At 66.6% G+C, this 22,520-nt stretch carries 22 protein-coding genes and 1 tRNA gene; 8 read left to right on the top strand and 15 right to left on the bottom strand.

Annotated features, from left to right (window positions below; all coding sequences use genetic code 11):
* Positions 1-68: 68 nt before the first annotated feature.
* Positions 69-1,844, top strand: a complete 1,776-nt coding sequence (locus tag U1769_RS18075) for an SLC13 family permease (RefSeq protein WP_332718826.1) — start codon at positions 69-71, stop codon at positions 1,842-1,844.
* Positions 1,845-1,863: 19 nt separating this feature from the next.
* Here U1769_RS18075 and U1769_RS18070 read toward each other — a convergent pair whose 3' ends face one another.
* Positions 1,864-2,697 (bottom strand): ATP-grasp domain-containing protein, encoded by an 834-nt coding sequence (locus U1769_RS18070; protein WP_332718824.1) that lies wholly within the window; start codon positions 2,695-2,697, stop codon positions 1,864-1,866.
* A gap of 120 nt (positions 2,698-2,817) precedes the next feature.
* Here U1769_RS18070 and U1769_RS18065 point away from each other — a divergent pair, with 120 nt between their 5' ends.
* The gene (locus U1769_RS18065; RefSeq protein WP_332718822.1) at positions 2,818-3,792 is read left to right on the top strand and encodes a quinone oxidoreductase family protein; all 975 of its coding nucleotides are present in this window, start codon (positions 2,818-2,820) and stop codon (positions 3,790-3,792) included.
* 21 nt (positions 3,793-3,813) lie between these two features.
* On the opposite strand, the gene U1769_RS18060 is transcribed toward U1769_RS18065, so the two are convergent.
* The 6 genes from U1769_RS18060 to U1769_RS18035 form a co-directional block, all read right to left on the bottom strand.
* On the bottom strand, positions 3,814-4,422 hold the full coding sequence (locus U1769_RS18060; RefSeq protein ID WP_332718820.1) for a flavodoxin family protein: 609 nt from the start codon (positions 4,420-4,422) through the stop codon (positions 3,814-3,816).
* 77 nt (positions 4,423-4,499) lie between these two features.
* Positions 4,500-6,362, bottom strand: a complete 1,863-nt coding sequence (locus U1769_RS18055; RefSeq protein ID WP_332718817.1) for an AsmA family protein — start codon at positions 6,360-6,362, stop codon at positions 4,500-4,502.
* 161 nt (positions 6,363-6,523) lie between these two features.
* Positions 6,524-6,895 (bottom strand): hypothetical protein, encoded by a 372-nt coding sequence (locus tag U1769_RS18050; protein WP_332718815.1) that lies wholly within the window; start codon positions 6,893-6,895, stop codon positions 6,524-6,526.
* Between the two features lie 139 nt (positions 6,896-7,034).
* Positions 7,035-8,447: a type I glutamate--ammonia ligase gene (gene glnA, locus U1769_RS18045; RefSeq protein WP_332718813.1), complete on the bottom strand. Its 1,413-nt coding sequence runs from the start codon at positions 8,445-8,447 to the stop codon at positions 7,035-7,037.
* Between the two features lie 98 nt (positions 8,448-8,545).
* Positions 8,546-8,884, bottom strand: a complete 339-nt coding sequence (locus U1769_RS18040; protein ID WP_332718811.1) for a P-II family nitrogen regulator — start codon at positions 8,882-8,884, stop codon at positions 8,546-8,548.
* 219 nt (positions 8,885-9,103) lie between these two features.
* Positions 9,104-10,690, bottom strand: a complete 1,587-nt coding sequence (locus U1769_RS18035) for an oleate hydratase (RefSeq protein WP_332718809.1) — start codon at positions 10,688-10,690, stop codon at positions 9,104-9,106.
* A 185-nt stretch (positions 10,691-10,875) separates the two neighbouring features.
* On the opposite strand from U1769_RS18035, the gene U1769_RS18030 reads away from it, so the two are divergent.
* Positions 10,876-12,090 (top strand): TCR/Tet family MFS transporter, encoded by a 1,215-nt coding sequence (locus U1769_RS18030; protein ID WP_332718806.1) that lies wholly within the window; start codon positions 10,876-10,878, stop codon positions 12,088-12,090.
* A 69-nt stretch (positions 12,091-12,159) separates the two neighbouring features.
* Positions 12,160-12,741, top strand: coding sequence for a T6SS immunity protein Tdi1 domain-containing protein (locus U1769_RS18025; protein ID WP_332718804.1), 582 nt, complete (start codon positions 12,160-12,162; stop codon positions 12,739-12,741).
* A gap of 26 nt (positions 12,742-12,767) precedes the next feature.
* On the opposite strand, the gene map is transcribed toward U1769_RS18025, so the two are convergent.
* Entirely contained in the window at positions 12,768-13,595 is an 828-nt protein-coding gene (gene map, locus U1769_RS18020; RefSeq protein WP_332718802.1) for a type I methionyl aminopeptidase, read from the bottom strand.
* Between the two features lie 65 nt (positions 13,596-13,660).
* Here map and U1769_RS18015 point away from each other — a divergent pair, with 65 nt between their 5' ends.
* The 4 genes from U1769_RS18015 (at position 13,661) to U1769_RS18000 (ending at position 18,393) form a co-directional block, all read left to right on the top strand.
* Positions 13,661-14,416: a competence/damage-inducible protein A gene (locus tag U1769_RS18015; protein WP_332718800.1), complete on the top strand. Its 756-nt coding sequence runs from the start codon at positions 13,661-13,663 to the stop codon at positions 14,414-14,416.
* A gap of 152 nt (positions 14,417-14,568) precedes the next feature.
* Positions 14,569-16,023: a S41 family peptidase gene (locus U1769_RS18010; protein WP_332718798.1), complete on the top strand. Its 1,455-nt coding sequence runs from the start codon at positions 14,569-14,571 to the stop codon at positions 16,021-16,023.
* Between the two features lie 191 nt (positions 16,024-16,214).
* On the top strand, positions 16,215-16,958 hold the full coding sequence (locus U1769_RS18005) for a hypothetical protein (protein WP_332718796.1): 744 nt from the start codon (positions 16,215-16,217) through the stop codon (positions 16,956-16,958).
* A gap of 49 nt (positions 16,959-17,007) precedes the next feature.
* On the top strand, positions 17,008-18,393 hold the full coding sequence (locus U1769_RS18000) for an RNB domain-containing ribonuclease (RefSeq protein ID WP_332718794.1): 1,386 nt from the start codon (positions 17,008-17,010) through the stop codon (positions 18,391-18,393).
* A gap of 178 nt (positions 18,394-18,571) precedes the next feature.
* On the opposite strand, the gene U1769_RS17995 is transcribed toward U1769_RS18000, so the two are convergent.
* From U1769_RS17995 to U1769_RS17965, 7 genes are all read right to left on the bottom strand, one after another.
* The gene (locus U1769_RS17995) at positions 18,572-19,816 is read right to left on the bottom strand and encodes an NAD(P)/FAD-dependent oxidoreductase (RefSeq protein ID WP_332718791.1); all 1,245 of its coding nucleotides are present in this window, start codon (positions 19,814-19,816) and stop codon (positions 18,572-18,574) included.
* Between the two features lie 65 nt (positions 19,817-19,881).
* A tRNA-Gly gene (locus U1769_RS17990) sits at positions 19,882-19,955 on the bottom strand.
* A gap of 26 nt (positions 19,956-19,981) precedes the next feature.
* Complete coding sequence (locus tag U1769_RS17985; protein WP_332718789.1) at positions 19,982-20,941, bottom strand: tyrosine-type recombinase/integrase; 960 nt, start codon at positions 20,939-20,941, stop codon at positions 19,982-19,984.
* Between the two features lie 176 nt (positions 20,942-21,117).
* Positions 21,118-21,306 carry a hypothetical protein gene (locus tag U1769_RS17980; RefSeq protein ID WP_332718787.1) on the bottom strand — a complete coding sequence of 63 codons (189 nt, stop codon included), beginning with the start codon at positions 21,304-21,306 and terminating at the stop codon, positions 21,118-21,120.
* Positions 21,303-21,773: a hypothetical protein gene (locus U1769_RS17975; protein ID WP_332718785.1), complete on the bottom strand. Its 471-nt coding sequence runs from the start codon at positions 21,771-21,773 to the stop codon at positions 21,303-21,305. Before U1769_RS17975 ends, U1769_RS17980 begins: the two co-directional genes overlap by 4 nt.
* A complete protein-coding gene (locus tag U1769_RS17970) occupies positions 21,770-21,940 on the bottom strand; it encodes a hypothetical protein (protein WP_332718783.1) in 171 nt (56 codons plus the stop codon). The genes U1769_RS17975 and U1769_RS17970 overlap by 4 nt, the downstream gene beginning before the upstream one ends.
* Entirely contained in the window at positions 21,937-22,365 is a 429-nt protein-coding gene (locus U1769_RS17965; RefSeq protein WP_332718781.1) for a DUF4326 domain-containing protein, read from the bottom strand. Before U1769_RS17965 ends, U1769_RS17970 begins: the two co-directional genes overlap by 4 nt.
* Positions 22,366-22,520 lie beyond the last annotated feature (155 nt).

The raw sequence follows: 22,520 nt of genomic DNA, 5'->3' as shown, positions 1-22,520 counted from the left end.
CGCCGCGGCGGGACGGACACAGTCGCGCTCTCGACGGTTGAGCCTGATATCACCTGCCAAGGGCCTGCATGACACTTCCCCAGCTGCTTTCGATCGCCACGCTCGCCGGGATGATGGCGCTCTTCATCTGGGGCCGGTTCCGGTACGATGTCACCGCGATCATCGCGCTGCTGGCGGCGCTCGCGCTCGGTATCGTCAAGCCCAAGGAAGCGTTCAGCGGCTTTTCCGACGACATCGTCATCATCGTCGGATCGGCGCTGGTCATGTCGGCCGCGGTGCAGCGCTCCGGGGTGATCGAGGTTGCGCTGGCCTTCGTCTCGAAACGGGTAAAGCGGGTGCGCTCGCAACTGCTGGTGCTCACCGCCTCGGTCGGCATCGCCTCGGCGCTGGTCAAGAATGTCGGTGCATTGGCGATGCTGATGCCCGCCGCGTTCCAGATGGCCAAGAAGAACAACACCAGCCCGTCCGTCTTCCTGATGCCGATGTCGTTCGCGTCGCTCCTTGGCGGGCTGATGACGCTGGTCGGTACTTCGCCCAACATCATCGTCAGCCGCGTACGCGAGGAGATGACCGGCGAGCCGTTCAAGATGTTCGATTATCTGCCGACCGGCCTCGGCCTGCTCGTCGTCGGGCTGATCTTCCTGCGCTTTGCCTATCGCCTGCAGCCGCGCGACCGGCGCGCCGCGCCGACCATGGGCGAGGCGCTCGATATCAAGGGTTATACCACCGAGGTGTCGCTCGCGGAGGGATCGCCGGCGATCGGCGAGACCGTTGCCGCCTTCATCGATCGCCATGAGCATGAAGTGACGATCACCACGCTGATCCGCGCCGGCGTGCGCAGCCCGCTGCTGCCCGATTCCGTGCTGCAGGAAGCGGACGTGCTGATCATGGGGGGCGACCCCGACGCGCTCGAGCGAGTCATCGCGGGCGACCGGCTCGCCCTGGCCGGCCATGATCGCGACGTGCCCGAAGGCTCCGAGAACGAAGATATCGGCGTTATCGAGGCGGTGGTGAACGCGGATTCAGTGCTGGTCGGCCAGACGGCCGAGCGCCTCCTGCTCCAGCGCCGCTATGGCGTGAACCTGATCGCGGTGTCGCGCGGCGGCGAGCGGTTAACCAAGAGCCTGGGCCAGGCGGTTCTGGGCGCGGGCGACGTGATCGTGCTGCAGGGGCCGTTGAGCCTGTTGCCCGAACGGTTGCGCGATCTCGGCGCGCTGCCCCTGGCCGAGCGCGCGCTGCGGCTCGGCAATTCCAAACGCGGCTGGTTGCCGATCCTGATCCTCGCGGTTGCAATGACCGCCACGGCGACGGGATATGTGCCCGTGGCGGTGGCCTTTTTCGCGGCGGCCGGCCTCGTCATGATCACTGGTGCGCTGCCGGTGCGTGAGGCCTATGACCATGTCGAATGGCCGATCCTGATCATGCTCGGCGCACTGATCCCGGTCAGCGAATCGCTTCGCACCACGGGCGCGTCGGACGTCATTGCGACGGGGCTTGCCCATGTTGCGGCGACCTTGCCGGCCTGGGGTGCGGTGGCATTGATCCTGGTCGCGGCGATGGCAGTGACGCCGTTCCTCAACAATGCCGCAACCGTGCTGGTGATGGCGCCGATCGCCGCGGTCTTCGCGCACGATCTCGGCTACCGGCCGGAGGCGTTCCTGATCGCCACCGCGATCGGCGCCGGGTGCGATTTCCTCACCCCGATCGGGCACCAGTGCAACACGCTCGTGTTCGGCCCGGGCGGGTACAAGTTCGGCGACTATGCCCGGCTCGGCGCGCCGCTATCGCTGCTTGTCGTGCTGGTCGGGACGCCGCTGGTGATGTGGACCTGGCCGCTGCATTGATGCGCGCGACGCGCGTCGCTTAGAGCCGCGCCCTGACCGCGTCGGCGAGCCGGCCGGACAATTCAGGTGCCATCTGCGGATAGAGATCGGGCTCGATCGCCTCGAGCTCCATCAGCGCAAGGCTGCCATCGGCCAGCCGCAGCAGATCGACGCGCGTGTACAGCGCCGGCTCGGGCAGTGCCGCGATCACGGTCTCGGCCAGCGCCAGTTGGGAAGGCTCCGGATCGAACCGGCTGAACTGGCCGCCAAATTGGGGCTGGATACGGAAATCGCCCGGTTTCGCGACTTTGCGCACTGCGTGGCTGAAGCGGCCGTCGACGAACAGCAAGGACAGCTCGCCCTCGCCCGCAACCGCCGCCACGAACGGCTGGATGATTGCGTCGTCGAGCGGCTCGACCGGATCGCCCGGTCGAATCCGGACGGTGCGATAGCTGCCGCCCGAAACCTGCGGCTTGATCACCAGCTCGTCGGTCGCGAAATCGTTGAACGCCGCCGCGACGCTTGTCGCATTGGCCCGGCCGAACCGGCTTGGCACGATCGGGATGCCCTCCGCCGCCAGCCCGACCAGATAGGTCTTGCGGGTATTCCAGGCGAGCAGGGCCGCCGCGTTGAACAGCGGCTGCCCGGCCGGCCACGCCGCGAGCATCGCCTGCCAGCGGATCACGTCGAGATGATAGCCCCAGGCGAACAGTGCCAGCGTCGCGTCGCCGTCGCCCGGCCCCTTGTCCCATGAGCGCGGTACGAGCGTCATCCCGCGCGCGAAGAAGGCGGCGCGATACGCTTCGAGAATGGTCTCCGCCATCGTGCCATATTCGCTGCCCGTGGCCGGCATCAGCACGTCGATGTCCTGCATGCTGCCCTTTCGAATTATTTCGTATCCGCAATCGTGCGGCCGCGTGGATGCCGGGCGCAACGAAGCGTTGCAACCTGAAACACGGCGCTTATTTCAGGCAGCCACACAGGAGACCGAGTTATGGCGCGCGTTGCACGGATCGAGCAGACCGGTGGCCCCGAAGTAATCCGCTGGATGGATATCGACTTGCCCGATCCCGGCCCCGGCGAAGTCCGTCTGCGCACCACCGCGGTGGGCCTGAACTATATCGACACCTATTTCCGCAGCGGCCTCTATCCATCGCAATTGCCCGCCGGGATTGGCAGCGAGGCGACGGGCGTGATCGAGGCGGTTGGCCCGGGCGTCACGGGCTTCGCGGTTGGCGACCGGGTCGGCATGTTCGGCCCGTCGCGCGGCGCTTATGCGACTGAGTGCAACGTGCCGGCCGTCGAGCTCGTCACGCTGCCCGATTCGATCGAGGACAAGATTGCCGCCGCGCTGCTGCTGAAGGGCTGCACCGCCGAATTCCTGGTCGAGCGCTGTGCCAGGGTGGAGCCGGGGCAGACCGTGCTGGTCCATGCCGCGGCGGGCGGCGTCGGCCATTTGCTGGTAGGCTGGCTCAAGCATATCGGCGCGACCGTAATAGGCACGGTCGGCACCGCGGAAAAGGCCGAGCAGGCCCGCGCCGCCGGCGCCGATTATGTCTTGATCCACAAGCAGGTGGATGTCGCGCAGGAGGTGCTCACGATCACGCGTGGCCAGGGCGTGCCGGTGGTGCTGGACGGCGTCGGCAGGGCGACCTGGCTGGTCTCGCTCGCCGCGACCGCGAAGCGTGGGCTGATCGTCAGCTATGGCAATGCCAGCGGGCCGGTCGAGGGCGTGGCGCTCGGCGTCTTGGCGGCAAAGGGATCACTGTTCGTCACCCGGCCGACCCTGTTCGATTATTATGCCGATCAGCAAGCCCGCCAGGCCGGCGCCGACCGCCTGTTCGACATGGTCGCGAAGGGCGCGATCGTGCCGGAGATCGGCCAGACCTTCGCGCTCGAGGATGCCGCCGATGCCCACCGCGCGCTCGAGGCGGGCGAGACTCGCGGCGCGACGGTGCTGATTCCGTAACGCGCGGCCGAACCCTAAACCCTAGCCTGGATAGGGCTTGCCCTTAAGCAGCCCCGCCAGATGCGCCGCGTTCGCGGCCACCATCGCGGCCGTTTCGGTCACCTTGGCCGGCGTCTTCTTCAGATCCTTGAAGTCGACATCGCCCATCGCCTCGCCGACCCAGTAGCAGGCTGCGACGGCCGGGATCGTCCAGCCGGTGTCGTTCAGCGACTGGAAGATCTGCGCCGAGGAAAAATGCGCCCCGTCCTCGTTGCCGACGATCGCCGCGACCGCGACCTTCGAATAGCTCGGCATCCGGCCCTTATCGTCGGCCTCGCTCAGGAACGCATCCATCCGCTCGAGCACGCGCTTTCCGACGCTGCCGACCTGACCCATCCAGATCGGCCCGCCGAAGATCAGGATATCTTGCGCCAGGATCTTCTCGCGTAGCGCCGGCCAGGCGTCCCCGTCGCCCTCGTCCGATGTCACGCCCGGCTTGATATCCAGCGCCGCCACCCGGACGGTTTCGGTGATCTCGACATCCAGCTTGGCGAACGCCTTTTCCAGCACCGCGATCATCGCGTCGGTCGACGATTTCTGTGTGGCGTCCGCCTTGAGCGTGCAGTTCAGGGCGATGGCAGTGAGCTTCATGATCCGGTTCCTCGAGGGGGCTGTCACGAGCAAACGAGGGACGCGCGAAAGCTATCCATGCATCGCGCAGGCTTGCTTCAGCGTAACGCCCGCGCCGCCAGCCCGGCGCAATCGGCGTTGGTCGCGCGCGGGCCCTGCTTGCCGGTGATCGACCGGCCGATCGCCTTGAGGAAATTCCCCGCGGATTTCGCATTGGCCGGCAGGCGCACATCGGGCTCCTTGATCGATCCGCCGACGGTCAGCGATCCGGGGAAGCGCAGGATCGTCTTCGCCTTGGGCGCGCCGGTGAGCTGCATGGCGATCGCCTCGGACGGGAAGCTGATCGTGCCCTGGCCGTTGGTCTGGCTGCGCGTCGTATCGATCGTGAAGGGATCGACCCGGCCCACGCCCCGGCGGACGTCGAGGCGCAGCACCGCGCAGCGCAGTCCCGCCCGCTCGGCTTCGTCGGTCAGGATTCCACGCACCGCATCGAAGCCGAGCAGCGAGGCGATCTTGGCGGGCAATGTGCCGTCCCGCGCGACGAGGCCGATCGTCCCGTCGGAGCGGCCGACAGCTTCGCGGATCGTGCTGCCCGTGCCCTTCAGCCGCGCGCGGGCCTCGACATATCCGTCCACCTCGGCGCCCCCGGCGAGCGCGGTGATGCTCGAATCGCGCAGTGCCAGGTCGATCGTCACCAGCGGCACCGGCGGGCCGCCGCGCTGGTCGACGATCACGGATCCCTCGATCCTGCCACGTCGCAGGTCGAGCCTGAATGGCGCGACCGTCATCAGCTGATGGTCGATCGTTACCGTGCCGCGCATCGCCGCCAGCGCGGAGGGGGGGTCGCTGATCAGGCGTTTCGCGGTGAAGGTCAGGGTGCCGTCGGTTCGCCCGATCTTGCGCAGGTTGATCCGCGTGTCGGGCACCAGCCGCGGCCCCAGCGCCCGCTGCTTGGCAAGTCCGCGCGCGCGCCCCTCCGGCGTGGTGAGATCGCCGAAATCGAATGCGTTGGAGACGATCGCGCCGTCAATCTTGGTGCGGCCGTCGATCTTGCGCGCGGTGACATGGCCGGCGATGTCGGAACGGCCGACCGTGCCCTTCAGCCCCGTGACCATCCACACCGGTCCGTCGCGCCGGGCATGGGCGGTCAGGCGCACCGGCCGGGTGCCGAAAAGCCCGGCCTCGATGATCGAGTCGATGAACCGCAGGTCGATGGCGCGCGCGGTAACGTCGAGTGTCATGCGGCGCGTGTCGAGCGGGGCGTCCATCGTCCCGGTCACCGCCATGTCGAGAGCCGCGCCGGCGATCGTCGCGGTGAAGGGCCAAGGCCTGCCCGCCGCGCGGTCGATCGCCGGGCCATGCGCTGCCAGCGTGACCGGCTCGCCGCGGACCGTGCCGGTGCCGCGCAGCGTCACGCCGGTCGCCGGATCGGCCGCGATCTTTGCGGCGAAGCTGCGTTGCCGCAAGGCATCGCGATAGGAGATGCTGCTGTCGGCAATGCGCAGGCTGCTCAGCGAGAGGCCACCGCTATCGCCCTGGCGCGGTCCAGCGTCAGGCTTGCTCCAGCTCTCGCGCCGCTGCGCATCGCGGACCAGCACGACATGCGCGCCGGTCACGTCGATCGTGCCCGGCCGGAACTTGCCGAGCAGCAGCGGGAGCACGGGAAAGGACAGGCGCGCGGTGTCGACCCGGATCAGGTCGCCTTTCCCGGCCCAGGCCGCCTGCGGCACGCGCAGGTTGCGGATCGCGATCGTCGGGGAAAGCGAGAAACTGTCGAGCCGCTCCACCGCGCCGATCGTCACCGGCCGGCCGAACCGGTCGCTCAGCCGAGACTCGATGGTCGATCGGAACAGGCCCCAGGGCATCGCCGCCAGCACGATCAACAGCACCGCAATCAGCGCAACCGCACCGCCGGCCACGTAATGGAGTCGCCGGTCGGCGAGGACGGTGCGGATAGTCATTGCGGCAACGACGAATTTGCGGGCGGATCGTTCCGCCCGATGCGGGCCTCAACCGGCAGTGTTACGGCGAGAGAGATGGTTATCGCGTGCTCAACGTCTTGAGCTGATCAATCAGACGTCAAAAACGCCATACGCCCAACAACTCGAAACCGGGGCCGGCTTTACAGCAACATCCACCCGACGGCGACGACGGCGGCAAGCGCCATGGCTTTCCAGAACAGTGCCGAGCCGTTCACTACGTGCACCCAGATGCCGGATTCGGCCAGCAACTCACTTTCTGGACAGATGCTGGACGGGGATATGCCCGCTTCCCTGCATAATGCTTCCGCAAAGCGGTCCCAGACGTCCGGCTTGTCTGCTTCCTCGGCGGGAAGCGCCCTGAGCAGGGCGGCATAAACATCTCCAGCGCAATACCAATTACCGGCGTCGGCGTAGTCGAGCCTGACGCCGAACGCCTCTTCCACTTCGCGGATCGCGGAAATCTCATCGCCATCGCCACCAAGGCCGACATTTTGGACAGGGCGTGCTTCCATGCGCGGATCGTAAATCCCGCGCTCGCAAATGCCAATGTCTGCGATCCGGCGCCCGCCAGGTTGGCGAAACGCAGCAAACCGGCAAAGAAAAAGGGCGCCCGGATCGCTCCGGACGCCCTCCCTTTCGAAACGGGTTCGATCAGTAGGAATAGTACATGTCGTACTCGACCGGGCTCGGGGTCATTTCCCAGCGCGCCACGTCTTCCATCTTCAGCTCGATATAGGATTCGATCTGGTCCGGGGTGAACACGCCGCCCTTGAGCAGATAGTCGTTATCGGCGGCCAGATTCTCCAGCGCCTCGCGCAGCGATGCGCAGACGGTCGGAACCTCGGCGAGCTCTGCCGGCGGCAGGTCGTACAGGTTCTTGTCCATTGCCTCGCCCGGGTGGATGCGGTTCTGGATGCCGTCCAGGCCGGCCATCAGCAACGCTGCATAGCAGAGATACGGATTGGCCATCGCGTCGGGGAAGCGCACTTCGACGCGCTTCGCCTTGGCGCCCGTGCCGTACGGAATGCGGCACGATGCCGAACGGTTGCGCGCCGAATAAGCGAGCAGCACCGGTGCCTCGTAACCCGGGACCAGCCGCTTGTAGCTGTTGGTCGACGGGTTGGTGAAGGCGTTCAGCGACTTGGCATGCTTGATGATACCGCCGATGAAATACAGGCAGGTATCGCTCAGGCCCGCATAGCCATTGCCCGCGAACAGCGGCTTGCCGCCTTCCCAGATGGAAAGGTGGGTGTGCATGCCCGAACCGTTATCTTCCTTGATCGGCTTCGGCATGAAGGTGACGGTCTTGCCGTACGCCTGGGCGACCTGGTGGCAGACGTACTTATAGATCTGCATGCGGTCGGCGGTCAGCGTCAGCGTGCCGAAGGTCAGGCCGAGCTCGTGCTGCGCTGCTGCGACTTCGTGGTGATGCTTGTCGCACGGCAGGCCCATTTCGAGCATGGTCGAAACCATCTCGCCGCGGATGTCGACGGCGCTGTCGACCGGGCCGACGGGGAAATAACCGCCCTTGGCACGCGGACGATGGCCGAGATTGCCGCCTTCATAGGTCGTGCCGGTGTTGGTCGGCAGCTCGATATCGTCGATCTTGTAATAGCTCGTCGCGTAGCTGTTCTCGAACTGCACATTGTCGAACATGAAGAATTCGGCTTCCGGGCCGATATAGATCGTGTCGCCGATGCCGGTCGTCTTGAGATAGGCCTCGGACCGCTTGGCGGTCGAGCGCGGATCGCGCGAATAGAGCTCGCCGGTCGAAGGCTCGACGATGTCGCACACCAGGATCAGCATCGGCGTCGCCGAGAAGGGATCGGTCCATACCGCATCCAGATCCGGCTTCAGGATCATGTCGGATTCGTTGATCGCCTTCCAGCCCGCGATCGACGAACCGTCGAACATGAAGCCGTCCGTCAATTCGTCCTCGCCGACGACGGAGGAAACCATCGTCAGATGCTGCCACTTGCCCTTGGGGTCGGTGAATCGCAGGTCGACCCACTCGATCTCCTGATCCTTGATCAACTTCAGTACGTCGTTCGCCGAGTTCGCCATATGCCCCTAGCCCTTTCTGGAAATATCGTGTGCCCGATAGAATCGGGAATCATGTTGTCGCCCCACCGGGGCCTGCTGTCACAATATGCTGCGCCGCGTCAAATCGCGTCTTCGTTGCGCTCGCCCGTACGGATGCGGAGCGCGGTTTCGACCGGAATGACGAAGATCTTGCCGTCGCCGATGCGGCCGGTCTGCGCGGCCGCTGCGATCGCCTCGACCACGCGATCCGCCAGCGCGTCCTCGACGACGACCTCGAGCTTCACCTTGGGGAGGAAATCCACGACATATTCGGCGCCGCGATACAGTTCGGTATGCCCCTTCTGGCGCCCGAAGCCCTTGGCTTCGGTGACGGTGATGCCGGATACGCCCACTTCGTGGAGCGCCTCCTTCACCTCGTCCAGCTTGAACGGTTTGATGATCGCCTCGATCTTCTTCACTTCGGTACGCCCCCGATATGGTGGTTGGCAGTCTGAGCGGAACGTCTCTGCCTGTCGGCAACCCTTACAACAAGCGTGCCAGCTGCGCGAGCGCGGAACACCGTGGGGCTGGCCCCGAGTCGCGGGTTAACTATTGCCTAACGCCCGTGCACACGGGCCGCTGCTGCCCTATTTTGCGGCAGTGTCCCACGGTGTCAGCCTGCGTTCCGGCAGCCGGGCCTAAAGATCATGCAGCGCGCGGAATGCCTTGTAGAGGTTGCGCGGATCGTGCTGGCCCTTGAACACGGCGGGCGGCTTGCGATCCAGGCCGAGCAGTTCATAGACCGCGGTCATCGCCGCGCGGACGGAATATTCCACGGTGAACACCACATCCTCCGGCTGCTCGCAGAACTGGCCTGTCACCGCGAAATTGGCGAATCCCTTCGGGTGTACCGCCGGTCGGTCGCCGCTGGCGCGGGCCAGGAACTGGCTGGTGATGAACGGCATCATGCACGGCAGGCAGATCGCACCGGCCAGTATCTCGTCCGCCCGGTCGAGCGCGCCGAGATGCCCGAGCAACTCGGTCATCAATTCGCGCCCGGTACAATCCGCCATGGGCTTCTTCACAAAGTCGCCGGGCTGATCGACGGACAGCGCATAGCCCCAGAACACCTGCACATCCTCGGGCTGGCCGATGAAATGCGGCTGGTGCGGCAGGACGATCGACATCAGCCAGCTCGAATCGGTGAAGGTGATCAGCCCGCCCTCGCCCGGGACGTTGCCGGTGAAATCGCGCACCAGCGTGAACAGCGCCGGGTTCTTCATCGTCGCGGTGAACGATACCCATTTCGACTGGTCGACATGGTCGGCGAAGGCCGCCGGATTGCCGAGCGCCGGCCGGCCGGCCGCGATCTTTTCCCACAGGGCCCAGGCACCGCCGGTGCGCTTGTCGTTGAGCAGCGGCGCGCGCTCCATCGTGCCGATCGATGCGCCCTCGGTCATCGATCCAAGCGTGGCGATGACGAGATCGTCTGGCGCCACCGCGATCCGGCCGGGCCCGGCGGCGCGCCGGCAGTCGATCGCCTCGACCAGTGTCGTGCCGTCGCGCTCGGTAAAGGCGATGTCGGTCACGGTCGTGCTCGTCTCGAACCGCACGCCGCGCTCGTCGAGCCATTTGCGCAGCGGCAGGACGAGCGAATCATATTGGTTGTAATAAGTGCGCATGATCCCGCGCAGCTCGTTGAAGCCGTCGACCATATGCGTGAAGCGCACGAAATAACGCTTGAGCTCGATCGCGCTGTGCCAGGGCTGGAAGGCGAAGGTCGTGCACCACATGAACCAGAAATTGGTCCGGAAGAACGCCGCGTCGAAATGTTCGTCGATCCGGCTGGTGCCGAGCATTGCCTCGGGCTCGATCATCAGCTTTTCGATGGTCAGGATATGGCGTTCGGACAGGCCGAATTCGGGCGCATCGATGCGCTGCCCGGCGCGCACAAGACGCGATTTGGATCCGGTCTTGATGATCTCGTTCCAGGCGAATATCTCCTGCGTGACGGTCTGCTTGCCGTCGAGCGTCGGCACTGAGGAGAAGAGATCGTAGGTGCACAGATATTTGCTTTCGAGCATCCGCCCGCCGCGCACCATATAGCCGTTTTCCGGATCGCCCGAACCGTCCAGGCTGCCACCGATCCGCTCCAGCTCCTCATAGACGGTGATGTTGTGGCCCGGCACGTCGCCGTCCCGGATCAGGATTGCCGCCGCCGCGAGCGAGGCGATGCCGCCGCCGACGAGATGCGCCTTGATATGGGATCGATCGGGCTTCGACATGCGGACCATCCTTGTACCATTGCGCCCGGGATAGCGGCGCCGGGCGGGCCTAGCATCGCGGGATCGGGCTGTACCTTGGGAAAGACCCGTAGGCGCCGTGACAGGGGCAGGCGTCGCCTTCGAGTCACCGCAACGACTGGTGCGGCGCGCGGCCATCGCTTACTTGCGAGCGTCGGGGGGTAATGATGGCCACAACCGACAATCGGCTGCCGCTGATCGCGTTCATCGTCTTCATCGACATGGCGGGCATCGGGCTGATCATCCCGATCCTGCCCTCCCTGGTTGAGAGTCTCGGCCATGCCGACGTCGCGCACGCCGCTTTGATCGGCGGCGAACTGCTGTTCGCTTATGCCGCGATGCAATTCCTGTTCGCGCCGGTGATTGGCGGCCTTAGCGACCGGTTCGGGCGCCGACCGGTGCTGCTCGGTACGCTTGTCGCGCTTGGCGTCGACTATGCGATGATGGCCTGGGCGCCGACGCTTGCCTGGCTGTTCGCCGGGCGGCTGATCTCGGGCGTGATGGGCGCGACCTGGGCCGCGGCGAACAGCTGCATCGCGGACATCTATCCACCCGAGCAACGCGGGCGGCTGTTCGGGCTGCTGGGCGGGGCAGGGGCCTCGGGCTTCGTGCTCGGCCCGGCGATCGGCGGGCTCCTCGGCACGATCGGTCTGCGCCTGCCCTTTGTCGCGGCGAGCGTGCTGGCGCTAACGGGGGCAGCGATCGGTTATTTCATCTTCACGGAGACGCTCCCGTCCGATCGCCGACGCCCCTTCACCATGGCGCGCGCCAATCCGTTCGGCACGCTGATCCGTATGACGCGCTATCCTTTCGTGCTCGGCATCCTGGCGACGATCTTCCTGATGCAACTCGCGGCGCAATCGCAGCTCTCGACCTGGGGCTATTTCCTGATCGCCCGGCTGAACTGGTCGCCGCTCGACATCGGCCTGTCGATCGCGACCTTCGGCGTCACCATCGCGATCGCGCAGGGGCTGGTCACCGGCCACGCCATCGCGCGCTTCGGTGAACGGCGTAGCGCGCTGATCAGCCTCGCCTTCGGCCTGCCCAGTTACCTCCTGCTCGCAATCGCCGGGTCGGGCTGGATGATCTATCTCGCCATCGTCATCGGCGCGCTGGCCGGCGTCGCCTTTCCTGCGATGCAGGGCATGATGAGCACCCGGATCGAGGAAGATGCTCAAGGCGAATTGCAGGGCGCGGTGGCCAGCACGGTCGGGCTGACCGCGATCATCGGCCCGCTGGTGATGACTTCGGTCTTCGGCCATTTCGCCGACGCGAAGGGCGTCTATTTCCCCGGCGCGCCGTTCGTGCTGGCGAGCGGATTGCTGGTTGCGGCATGGCTGTTGTTGGCGTGGACGATCCGTCGGCATTTCGCGACGATGTAAGAAATTGGGGTCAGAGCGATTTTTTAGGCCCGTCCCAGGGCCCTCTCGAAAACGCAGACAGGAGGGATGATGTTCGAAGCTTTCCAGAATTCCTTTTCGCGCGACGACGCGCTTTCGGCCGATAATGACGGCGTGGCGCCGCGTTCCACGGTCGCGGGCTGGAACGAACTGATCGATCAGTTCGGCGGCGGCTCGTTCGGGCAGGGGCTCTACCGCGTGATTCGCGGTTCCGATCTCGACGCGTGGAGCGAGCGGGTCGCCAATGCCTTTCCCGCCTTTGCGGGCCTGATTACCTGTTTCGGCTTCGACTGGCTGGGGCGGGCTCTTGCCGTGGATGCCGCGCGGCTGGAAGGCGGCGAACCCGGCGTCGTCTTGTTCGAGCCGGGCACCGGCGAGGCGCTGGAAATTCCCTGCAGCATCGCGACGTTCCATGACGAGGAGTTGATCGACTATGCCGATGCCGCCCTTGCGGGCGACTTCCACGAGGCCTGGCTATCGAACGGCGGCTCTGCGCCGCGTCATGACCAGTGCGTCGGCTATCGCAAGCCGCTGTTCCTCGGTGGTGGCGACGACCTGGACAATCTCGAGCTGTCTGACATCGATGTCTACTGGCACCTGATGGGGCAGTTCACCGGCCGCACCGGGGGCTGAGAACCACCGGCGGCCGGCCGCCGACTTCACGCGTAAGGCGGCTGGTGCAGTCCCTTGGGGCTGGTCGTGAAGATCTCGCAGCCGTCTTCGGTGATACCGATCGAATGCTCGAACTGTGCCGAGAGCGAGCGGTCGCGGGTCACGGCGGTCCAGCCATCGTCGAGCAGCTTCACGTCGGGCCGGCCGATATTGATCATCGGCTCGATCGTGAAGATCATGCCCGGCCGCAGCTCCGGGCCGGTGCCGGGCTTGCCGACATGCACCACTTCGGGCGCGTCGTGGAACAGCTGGCCGAGGCCGTGCCCGCAGAAATCGCGCACCACGCCGTAACGATGCTTCTCGGCATGGACCTGGATGGCGTTGGCCACGTCGCCCATGTGGTTGCCGGGCTTGGCCTGCTCGATACCGAGCATCAGGCATTCATAGGTCACGTCGACCAGCCGCCGCGCTTTGATCGGCACGTCGCCGATCAGATACATGCGGCTCGAATCGCCATGCCAGCCGTCGAGGATCGGGGTGACGTCGACATTGACGATGTCGCCTGATTTCAGCGTCTTCTCGCTTGGGATGCCATGGCATACGACATGGTTGATCGAGATGCAGCTCGAATGGGTATAGCCGCGATAGCCCAGCGTCGCCGGCACGCCGCCGCGATCGGCGATGAAGGTGCGGATCATGTCGTCAAGGTCGCCGGTGGCGACGCCTGGCACCATGTGCGGCACGATCATGTCGAGCGTCTCGGCGGCCAGCCGGCCGGCCTTGTGCATGCCATCGAACGCCGCGCGCCCATGGAGCTTGATCGCGCCGGTGCGGCCGGCGGGCGCATCCGGGGTGACGGTTACATAGTCTGTCATGCTTTGCGATATAGCGCGGAAGGCCGGGCTTTGCGAGGGGAGCGTTACCGGTCTATGCGCAGGGCATGAGCGAACGCATCTGGACCGCAGCTTTGGTGGTGATCGGCGACGAGATCCTGTCGGGCCGCACCCAGGACAAGAATGTCGCGCAACTGGCGACCTGGCTCAACGTGCAGGGCATCCGCCTGGCCGAGGTGCGCGTCGTGCCGGACGTGACGGACGCGATCGTCGAGGCCGTGAACGTGCTGCGCGCCCGCAACGACTATCTCTTCACCACCGGGGGGATCGGGCCCACGCATGACGATATCACGGTCGACGCCATCGCCGCGGCGCTCGATCTGCGCGTCGTGCACCATCCCAAGGCGGTGGCCGTGCTCGAACATTATTATGCGACACGCGGCGGGCTGACCGAAGCACGCAAGCGCATGGCGCGCGTGCCGGAAGGCGCCGAGCTGATCGAGAACCGCATGTCGGGCGCCCCCGGCATCCATATCGCCAACATCTATGTGATGGCCGGGGTGCCGCACATCACCGCCGGCATGCTCGATGCACTGACCGGCACGCTCGAGGGCGGCCTGCCGGTCGTCTCGCGCACGATCGGCTGCTGGGTGGCCGAAAGCGAGGTCGCAATCCTGCTGGGCGAGGTCGAGCGGGCCTATGCCGGCGTCGCGATCGGCAGCTATCCCTTCTTCCGCGAAGGCCGCACCGGCGCCAATTTCGTGGTGCGCGCCACGGGCCCAGCGCTGGTCGATGCGTGCATCGCCGATCTCACCGAGCGGCTCGAGGCCGGGGGCTGGCCAGTGGTGGCCGACGGGATCTAGGCCCCGACCGACTGATCTTTCGGGCCTCGACCCGCTGCGGTCGTACAGCGGTCCGCATTGGCCGAGTATTGGTCATCGGATCGTCAATCTGAACTTAACACTGGCAAGACTATTTCTTCGCGCTAAACAGTTGAGGCGTAGGGGGAAGTGCAATGAAATGCCGCCAATTCGGTGCAATTCTGGGTCTGGTCGCGATGCTGTCGGCATGTGGCGGCGGTGACGGCAGCTCGCTTGCCTCGGGCGGCGGTGGCGGTGGCGGTGGGGGCGGAACCCCGACTCCGTCGCCTACCACCAGCGGCTGCTCGTTGCGCGATCGGCAGGATTGGGCCGCGGCTCAGCTACGCGAATGGTATCTCTTCCCGGAAACGCTGCCGACCAGCCTCAACCCGGCGGCCTATACTACTGTCGACGATTATATCGACGCGATGACGGCGACGGCGCGCAGCCAGCGGCGCGATCGCTATTTCACCTATCTCACCTCGATCGCCGAGGAGAACGCCTATTACGCCTCGGGCGACAGCGCCGGCTTCGGCTTCCGCCTCGGCGCGGATACGACCGGGCGGCGCATCGCGGTGATCGAATCCTTCGAAGGCGCGCCGGCGCTCGCCGCCGGGATCGATCGCGGCACGGAGATTCTCGCGATCGGCACCAGCGCGGCCAATCTGCGCACGGTCAGCGCGATCATCGCGGCTGAGGGTACCGCCGGCGTCACGGACGCGCTCGGCCCCAACACGGCCGGTACCACCCGGCTGCTGCGCGTCGCCGATTCTGCCGGCACGCGCGACGTGACCCTCGCCAAGACGGATTTCACGCTCACCCCGGTTTCGTCGCGCTACGGCGCCAAGGTCATCGACGATGGCGGGCGCAGGGTCGGTTACCTCAATCTGCGCACCTTCATCAGCACCGCCGATCCGGCGCTGCGGACGGCCTTCGCTCAGTTCCGCGCGCAGGGCATCACGCAGGTGATCGTCGATCTGCGCTACAATGGCGGCGGCCTCGTTTCGATCGCGGAGCTGATGGGCGATCTGCTTGGCGGCAACCGCTCCACGGCCGACGTGTTCGATCGGATCACCTTCCGCCCGGAGAAGTCGAGCGAGAATTCCATCCGCCAGTTCGCGCCGAAGCCGGAATCGGTCTCGCCGACCCGTATCGCCTTCATCGGCACCGGCGGCACGGCTTCCGCCAGCGAGCTCGTGATCAACGCCTTCGTGCCCTATCTCCACGCCTCGGCGGGGCTGGTGGGCACCAACACCTATGGCAAGCCGGTCGGCCAGATCGCGCTCGATCGCGCCTCGTGCGACGATCGCCTGCGCGTGATCGCCTTCGCCACGGAGAATTCGGCGCGCCAGGGCGCCTATTTCGACGGCCTCGCCGCCACCATGGAGGCGAGCTGCCAGGCGTCCGACGACATCGGGCACCAGCTCGGCGATCCGCTCGAATCCTCGACTCGCGCCGCGTTGGATTTCCTTGCGGGACGCAGCTGTTCGCGGATCACCGCCGGTGGGCAGAGCGCGCAATCGGCCCGGGCGGCACCCAGCAGCCCGCGCGAACTGCTCGCCCCCGCACGCCCGGATACCCCGCAGCGTGAAGTGCCGGGCCTGTTCTGACCTGTCGGCGGCAGCGATGAGGCGGTGAGTCCGCGGCTGAACGCCGCGCGATTTCAGCTTCCCGTTATATCCGGTTCATGTCGGAGGCGATAAGCGACGAGCGAATCGCTGCCAGCCCGGGGTCGCCGCAAGACATTATGCATGGACCCGTAGCTTGCCCGCCGGAGCACCCGGGTCTAGGCGCGCAGCCGATGAATCCGGCGTCCTACCAATCTTCGTCGGATCGTCCGCGCGCCCTGCTGGGTCGCCGCGCGACTGCGTTCCTGCTCGCGCTGGCGATCGATATCCTGATCGTCATCGCGCTGGTGTGGCTGGCACCGGCCCTGCCGGAGCGGAAAAAGGCCGATGAGCGGCCGACCATCTTCCAGACATTGCCCGAGCCGAAGCCGACGCCGGCCGAGCGCGACCGCGTGGTGGTCGAGCGCAAGCGCCCCAGTGGCGGCGCGCCCCGGCCGGCGCCACCCACGCCGAAGCCGCCCGCCGGACCGGAAACGCCGCCTTCCTGGCTGGTCAGCAAGGATGAATTTGCCGCGTCGGATATCTCGAAGATCCCGTCCCGCGGCGCCGTTGCTTCGGGCGACGGGGCCGGTTCCGGCAAGGACAGCGGCACGGCCTATGGCCCGGGCGAGGGCCCCGGCGGCGAATCGCTGTACAATGCCGAATGGCAGCGCGAGCCGACCCGTGCGGAGCTCGCCACCTATCTCCCCGCCAATATGCAGACCGGCTGGGCGCTGATCGCCTGCCAGACGGTGCCGGGCAACCGAGTCGAGAATTGCCGCGCGCTGGACGAATCGCCGAAAGGCTCGGGCCTGGCGCGGGGGCTGCGGCTGGCTGCCTGGCAGTTCCGTGTCCTGCCGCCGCGCATCGGCGGCAAGCCGGTGATCGGTGCCTGGGTGCGCATCCGCTTCGATCTGGTCATCGGGATCACGAAGTGAGCCGCGCCCGCCTTCCCGCCGCGCCGTGCCTCGTGTACGGCGTGGAGGGATGAAGGCGCTTGCCGATCCCGCCCATGCGCTTGCCGCCGGGCTCGCCGCGATCCGCACCCAATATCAGGTGCCGGCGCGCTTTTCCCCCGAAGTGCTCGCCGCCGCCGACGCAGCCGCGCAGCGCCCACTGACGGCGCATGCCGATCGCACCGCCACCCCCTTCGTCACGCTCGATCCGGCCAGCTCGACCGATCTCGACCAGGCCTTTGCGATCGATCGCAGCGGCGCCGATCTGCTGCTTCATTATGCCATCGCCGATGTCGCCTGGTTCGTCGACGATGGCGGCGCGCTCGATGCCGAGGCGTGGCGGCGCGGCGCGACTCAATATCTGCCTGACGGCAAGGCCGGCCTTTATCCGCCCGTGCTGGCCGAAGGCGCGGCGAGCCTGTTGCCGGGCGGGCCGCGCCCGGCGGTGATCTTCACGGTGCGCGTGGCGCCGGACGGCGCGGTGCGGCTCGACGGCGCCGAACGCGCGATCATCCGCAGCACCGCCAAGCTCGCTTATGACAGCGTGCGCGACAGCGATCTGCCCGCCGATTTCGTCACGCTGGCGCAGCGAATCCAGGCGGCCGAGGACCGGCGCGGTGCTGGCCGCGTCGATCCGCCGGCGCAGGAAGTGGAGGCACGCGGCGACGGCCGGTTCGAGCTGCTGTTCCGCCCGGTGCTCCTGTCCGAGGTGCGCAACGCCGCCATGTCGCTCGCGACCAACCTCGCCATCGCCGATGCGCTGCGCGCCCATCACACCGGGCTGTTCCGCGTCATGGCCGAGCCGGACGAGCGCGCGGTCGGGCGCCTGCGCCTCACTGCCCGCGCTTTCGGTCTTGCCTGGCCCGATGGCGCGACGCTCGACCAGTTCAGCCGCACCCTGTCGCCGGCCGATCCGAAACAGGCTGCCTTCATGCTCGCGATCCGCCGGGCCGGGCAGGGCGCTTCCTATGTGCCATATCGGGAGGGCGTGATCCCCTGGCATGCCGCGATGGCCGCGACCTATGCCCATGCCACCGCCCCGCTGCGCCGCCTCGCCGATCGCTATGTCGTGCGCGCCACGCTGGCGATCGCCAATGGGCAGCCCGTTCCGGAGGTCGTGACGGCCGCCTTTGCGCAATTGCCCACGGTCATGGCGCGTGCCGACGCGCTGAGCGGCCAGATCGACCGCGCGGTGATCGACCTGGCCGAGGCAGCGATGCTCCACGGCCGCGTGGGCGAACTATTCTCCGCGGTCGTCACTGACCTCGACGAACGCGGCGCACGGATTCAGCTATGCGACCTGCCGGTGGTCGCGCGCGTGGCGACGGACCATGTCGCGCCGGGCGACGCGCTTCAGGTGCGCCTGACGGGCGCCGATTCCGACAAGCGCACCATCAGCTTCGAGCGGGTGGCCTGAGCGTAACGGCGCGTTCGCGAGGCGCCTGGCTTCCATTCTAGAGAGCGAGATGACGTCACGTGGAATCGGCTTCCCTCTCCGTTCGTTTCGAGCGAAGTCGAGAAACCGCCAAGCAGCCCTCCACCAATGTTTCTCGACTTCGCTCGAAACGAACGGGTCTAGCTAAAGTCATCCCGTTCTAGTCGCCCGCCGTCGCCAGCAGCGTCTTCACCGGTATCGCGGAGTCGGCCAGCCGCTCGATATCCACTGGCTGCGCACTCATGATCAGCTTCTTGCCGCTGACGAAGTCGCCGATCGCGTTCACTGCCTCGACCGCGACGACATGATCGCCGCTCAGGTGGAAGATAGAGAAGCTGTTCGCCTTGTCCGGCGTGTGCCGCACGATCTGGCGGTCGGCGTCGAACGGCACGCCGGCGATCTGCAGCTTCAGCTCATATTGGTCGGACCAGAACCAGGGCAGGTCGGGCGCGGGCAGGGGCTTGCCCATGATGTCGGCCGCAGCCGCCTTGGCCTGGTCGACGGCGTTGGGCACGCTCTCCAGCCGGAACAGGCGCCCGCCATAATGCGGCATCGGCCGGCGCGTCATGTCGCCGATCGCATAGATGCCGTCGATCGAGGTGCGACCGCCGAGGTCGACGATCACCCCAGCGTCGCAAAGCACCCCGGCTGCGATCGCCAGGCTGTCGCACGGCGATCCGCCGATCCCGACCAGTACGGCGTCACAGGCGATGGTCTCGCCGTCGGACAGCTCGATCGATCGCACCATGCCCTGCTCGCCGTGCAGCGCCGCAACCGACGCACCGGTGCGGAACGCGACGCCTTGCTCTGCGTGGAAGCGGCGGAAGAAGCCGGACAGTTCCTCGCACGCGACGCGCGCCAGGATGCGCGGCTCGCGCTCGATGATGGTCACTTCTGTGCCCTGCTCGCGCGCCGAGGCGGCGACTTCCAGCCCGACATAGCCGGCGCCGATGATCGCCAGCCGCTTGCCCGCCCCGATCGCGTCGCGCAGCGCCTCGGCGTCCCGGATGTCGCGCAGCACATGCACGCCGCCCAGATCGGCGCCCGGGCAATCCAGCCGGCGCGCGATCGATCCGGTCGCGAGGATCAGCACGTCCCACGCGATCTCCCGCCCGTCGCCGAGCGTGACGACCTTGCGCGTCGGGTCGATTGCCGTCACCCGCGTGCCCAGCAGCATCTCGACGCCGTTGCTGTCGTAGAATTTCGCCGGGCGCAAATACAGCGCCTCTAGCCCGGAATCGCCCTTGAGATAGGCCTTGGACAGCGGCGGCCGATGATAGGGCAGCACCGCTTCTTCGGAGATCATCACGATCGCGCCGTCATGCCCCGCCTGGCGCAGCGCCGCCACGGCATTGCCGCCGGCATGGCCGCCGCCGATGATCACGATCCTGGGGGCGGTCGTCATGGCAAGCGACTCTCCTGGCTCGGTCGCGTCGGCCATCCCGGCCTGAGTCAGGAGGCGATCCGGATTGGAGCGGGTGAAGGGAATCGAACCCTCGTCGTAAGCTTGGGAAGCTTCTGCTCTGCCATTGAGCTACACCCGCAAGGGTCTGATAATCTTACGCTTTTATCATTCGCTGCCAGCTTGTTTTGCAAACTGTTTTGCAGCGATGCGTTCGCCCAGTGCCACGATGACCCTTTTGTGGTCAACATATACCTTGCGGATTTGTGCCACGCGGCCCGGCGCCCAGCCCATGATGTCGCCCGCTTCGTCGTCGGTAAGGTCCCATTCGGTGAGCAGCATGGTGCAGAAGGTGCCGCGCACGTCGTGCAGATGCTTGCGCCTGGAGCGTCCCTCATCGTCGACGTGCACGACGTTCGCGAGGTCCCGCACTTCGTTGAAAGCGCCGCCCAGACCGTCCCCGCTCCAGCTTCGCCCGAAGCTGTTGACCAGCACTGTATCGACGCCGTCCTGCCGGTGGCGGGTGCGCAGGTCGGCCAGTACCGCCTCCAGCTGGGGCGTGTGCGGGATGACCGCGCGCTGGCGCTTGCCTCGGCTGCGTTTGAGCGCCTTCTTGACGATCGCGAACTCGCCGATCTGGCCCCATGTGAGCGTCACCAGATCCTGCCGGCGCAGCCCGGTAGCGGCGGCCAGGCGCAGGACATCGACGATCTGCGGACGGGGAGGATCCTGCGTCATCGCCGTGGCCTCGAATCGGGCGACGTCTTCAGCCGTCCAGACGATGTCGGCACGATCTCCGCCCTTGTAGAGGGTCGGGATGTCGCGGGCGACATTGATCGTCACCCGGCCGCGCAGGCGTGCAAATTCAAGCAACGCCTGCAACACGGTGATTCCGATGTCGGCGCCGCGCGGCGTGGTGGCGCCGCGCTCGTCGCGCCACTTGACCACCATCTCGACCATGCGCGGATCGTCCCAGAGCACGATCGGCTGATGCCCCCAGCGCGCTTCGATCCGGTCGACATGGCCGCGCCACACCTTCTTCGTGCTGTCGGCGAGGGCCGACCATTCCGGGCTTCCCGGTTCGCGTGGATCGGCCGGGCACCAATCGCGGATGGTGGCGAGCAGCAATATCGGATTGATCCTGCGATCGGATGCGACGGCGCCGGCTATGGCGGCGTGTTCGGCGGCACCAAGGCTAGGCTTGCGCTTGCCGACATGCTTCAGGATCAGCGGGCCGCCCCGCCAGGCGTACACATACCAGGTGACGGGCTTGCCCGGCCGGGCGGATTTGATGAACTGGACGCTCACAGCTGGTCGCGCAACCGGTCGAACAGGGTCTGCCCCTGCTGAGTCGCCCGTGCTTCAAGGATCCTGATCATGCCGTCAGGACACACCTCGATCCCGCCCACGTCAAGACCGCACGCCTTGGCGGCGTTGACGATGCGTTTGATCTCCGGTGTCGAGGGATAGCGGAGCTTCGTCATCGCGTTCATGCCGCGAGCCTTTCCTGTGGGCGTTCGGTGCGGGCGCGGCAGCTGGCGACGTGCGCGACGATGCGCGCGAGGCCTGGGACAAGATCGGCCTGATACCAGGCCAGCGCCTCGCACAGGTCAGCCAGTTCGCAGACCTCGAAACTGTCGGGATAGTGATCGGCGCGGCGGCGCGTGGCGGTAGCGATGCGCCGCATCTCGGCCGCGAGCAGATAATTGTGCGCGCCGAAATCGCCCGTGTCGGGATCGAACGGCGGCGCTGGCGGGCATGCCGGATCGATGACCCATTTCCACTGCGCGACGATGCAGCGCAGGCGTTCTAGGCCTTCGGCCGCAGCGGAGGCGGTCAGCTTGCCGGCCGTGACGAGCGCAGGATATTTGTCCTCACGCTCGCGCAGCAGATGGCGGGTCGCCGCGGCGCAATAGGGATAGTCGTGCTGGCGCACGATGCGGGGGATGGCGGCTGTCATGACGCTTCCCAATCGCGCAACACGTCGTCGATCGGCTCGCGGATTTTGTACCAGTCGCCCGAGGTGAAAAGGTGAACTTCGCCGTCGCCCTCGTCCAGCACGGCTTCGACTTTGGACAAGTCGAGCGCGACTATGCGACCATTCAGACCGGTGTATCTGCGCTTCATGCCGCCAGCCTTTCAAGGACCGAGATCGGTCCGTTGACCAGGCGCAGCTGCGTGTCGGCATGGCACCATGGCGACGACAGCGGGCACCAGTGCTGCAGATCGAAGCCGCGCAGCCGGATGAGTTGCGGCATGAGCCGGCGCCGCCAGCGTTCCAGCGCGAGGATCTCGTCTTCGTTGAAACCGGCGCAGCGCAGGATGTAGGGGCTGAGATGGCCCTGAAGCCAGTTGTCATAGAGGATGACGCTGCGCGCATGGCCGATGCCACGCCGCTCGAACGCATTCGCCCAGAGCGTAGGCCGCCCGACATAGCGCGCGCCTTCCGGGGTGAAGTTATGGGCCTTGCGGGTCCGGACGATCCGGACAGGCTGACGGTGCAGCATGGGATACGGTTTCCGGCGATAGGAGGACGCTTGATCGGCGGGCATCGCCCGCCGATCCTCTGCGCGGCTTCAGCCAAGCTCGACGTCGATGAGAGCGAACAGCTTCTCCGCGATGCGGCGGTAGGCCGCCGCCTCCGCCGCCGCCTCCGCCGCCGCCGCCGCCTCCGCCGCCGCCGCCGCCTCCGCCGCCGCCCACCGCG

The sequence above is a fragment of the Parasphingomonas zepuensis genome (assembly GCF_036663735.1).
Taxonomy (GTDB): domain Bacteria; phylum Pseudomonadota; class Alphaproteobacteria; order Sphingomonadales; family Sphingomonadaceae; genus Sphingomonas.
Note: the sequence above shows the minus strand (reverse complement) of the source record. Positions and strands in the feature narration are given on the sequence as shown.

What these genes read in the sequence shown, in the direction of transcription:
- U1769_RS18065 (WP_332718822.1), top strand. Translation starts at nt 2,818, where the DNA reads ATGGCGCGCGTTGCACGGATCGAGCAGACCGGTGGCCCCGAAGTAATC.
- U1769_RS17965 (WP_332718781.1), bottom strand. Translation starts at nt 22,365, where the DNA reads ATGCCCGCCGATCAAGCGTCCTCCTATCGCCGGAAACCGTATCCCATG.
- U1769_RS18075 (WP_332718826.1), top strand. Translation starts at nt 69, where the DNA reads ATGACACTTCCCCAGCTGCTTTCGATCGCCACGCTCGCCGGGATGATG.
- U1769_RS17980 (WP_332718787.1), bottom strand. Translation starts at nt 21,306, where the DNA reads ATGAACGCGATGACGAAGCTCCGCTATCCCTCGACACCGGAGATCAAA.
- U1769_RS18015 (WP_332718800.1), top strand. Translation starts at nt 13,661, where the DNA reads ATGAGCGAACGCATCTGGACCGCAGCTTTGGTGGTGATCGGCGACGAG.
- U1769_RS18030 (WP_332718806.1), top strand. Translation starts at nt 10,876, where the DNA reads ATGGCCACAACCGACAATCGGCTGCCGCTGATCGCGTTCATCGTCTTC.
- U1769_RS18060 (WP_332718820.1), bottom strand. Translation starts at nt 4,422, where the DNA reads ATGAAGCTCACTGCCATCGCCCTGAACTGCACGCTCAAGGCGGACGCC.
- U1769_RS18025 (WP_332718804.1), top strand. Translation starts at nt 12,160, where the DNA reads ATGTTCGAAGCTTTCCAGAATTCCTTTTCGCGCGACGACGCGCTTTCG.
- U1769_RS18000 (WP_332718794.1), top strand. Translation starts at nt 17,008, where the DNA reads ATGAAGGCGCTTGCCGATCCCGCCCATGCGCTTGCCGCCGGGCTCGCC.
- U1769_RS18035 (WP_332718809.1), bottom strand. Translation starts at nt 10,690, where the DNA reads ATGTCGAAGCCCGATCGATCCCATATCAAGGCGCATCTCGTCGGCGGC.
- U1769_RS17975 (WP_332718785.1), bottom strand. Translation starts at nt 21,773, where the DNA reads ATGACAGCCGCCATCCCCCGCATCGTGCGCCAGCACGACTATCCCTAT.
- glnA (WP_332718813.1), bottom strand. Translation starts at nt 8,447, where the DNA reads ATGGCGAACTCGGCGAACGACGTACTGAAGTTGATCAAGGATCAGGAG.
- map (WP_332718802.1), bottom strand. Translation starts at nt 13,595, where the DNA reads ATGACAGACTATGTAACCGTCACCCCGGATGCGCCCGCCGGCCGCACC.
- U1769_RS18010 (WP_332718798.1), top strand. Translation starts at nt 14,569, where the DNA reads ATGAAATGCCGCCAATTCGGTGCAATTCTGGGTCTGGTCGCGATGCTG.
- U1769_RS17970 (WP_332718783.1), bottom strand. Translation starts at nt 21,940, where the DNA reads ATGAAGCGCAGATACACCGGTCTGAATGGTCGCATAGTCGCGCTCGAC.
- U1769_RS18070 (WP_332718824.1), bottom strand. Translation starts at nt 2,697, where the DNA reads ATGCAGGACATCGACGTGCTGATGCCGGCCACGGGCAGCGAATATGGC.
- U1769_RS18050 (WP_332718815.1), bottom strand. Translation starts at nt 6,895, where the DNA reads ATGGAAGCACGCCCTGTCCAAAATGTCGGCCTTGGTGGCGATGGCGAT.
- U1769_RS18055 (WP_332718817.1), bottom strand. Translation starts at nt 6,362, where the DNA reads ATGACTATCCGCACCGTCCTCGCCGACCGGCGACTCCATTACGTGGCC.
- U1769_RS18005 (WP_332718796.1), top strand. Translation starts at nt 16,215, where the DNA reads ATGAATCCGGCGTCCTACCAATCTTCGTCGGATCGTCCGCGCGCCCTG.
- U1769_RS17995 (WP_332718791.1), bottom strand. Translation starts at nt 19,816, where the DNA reads ATGACGACCGCCCCCAGGATCGTGATCATCGGCGGCGGCCATGCCGGC.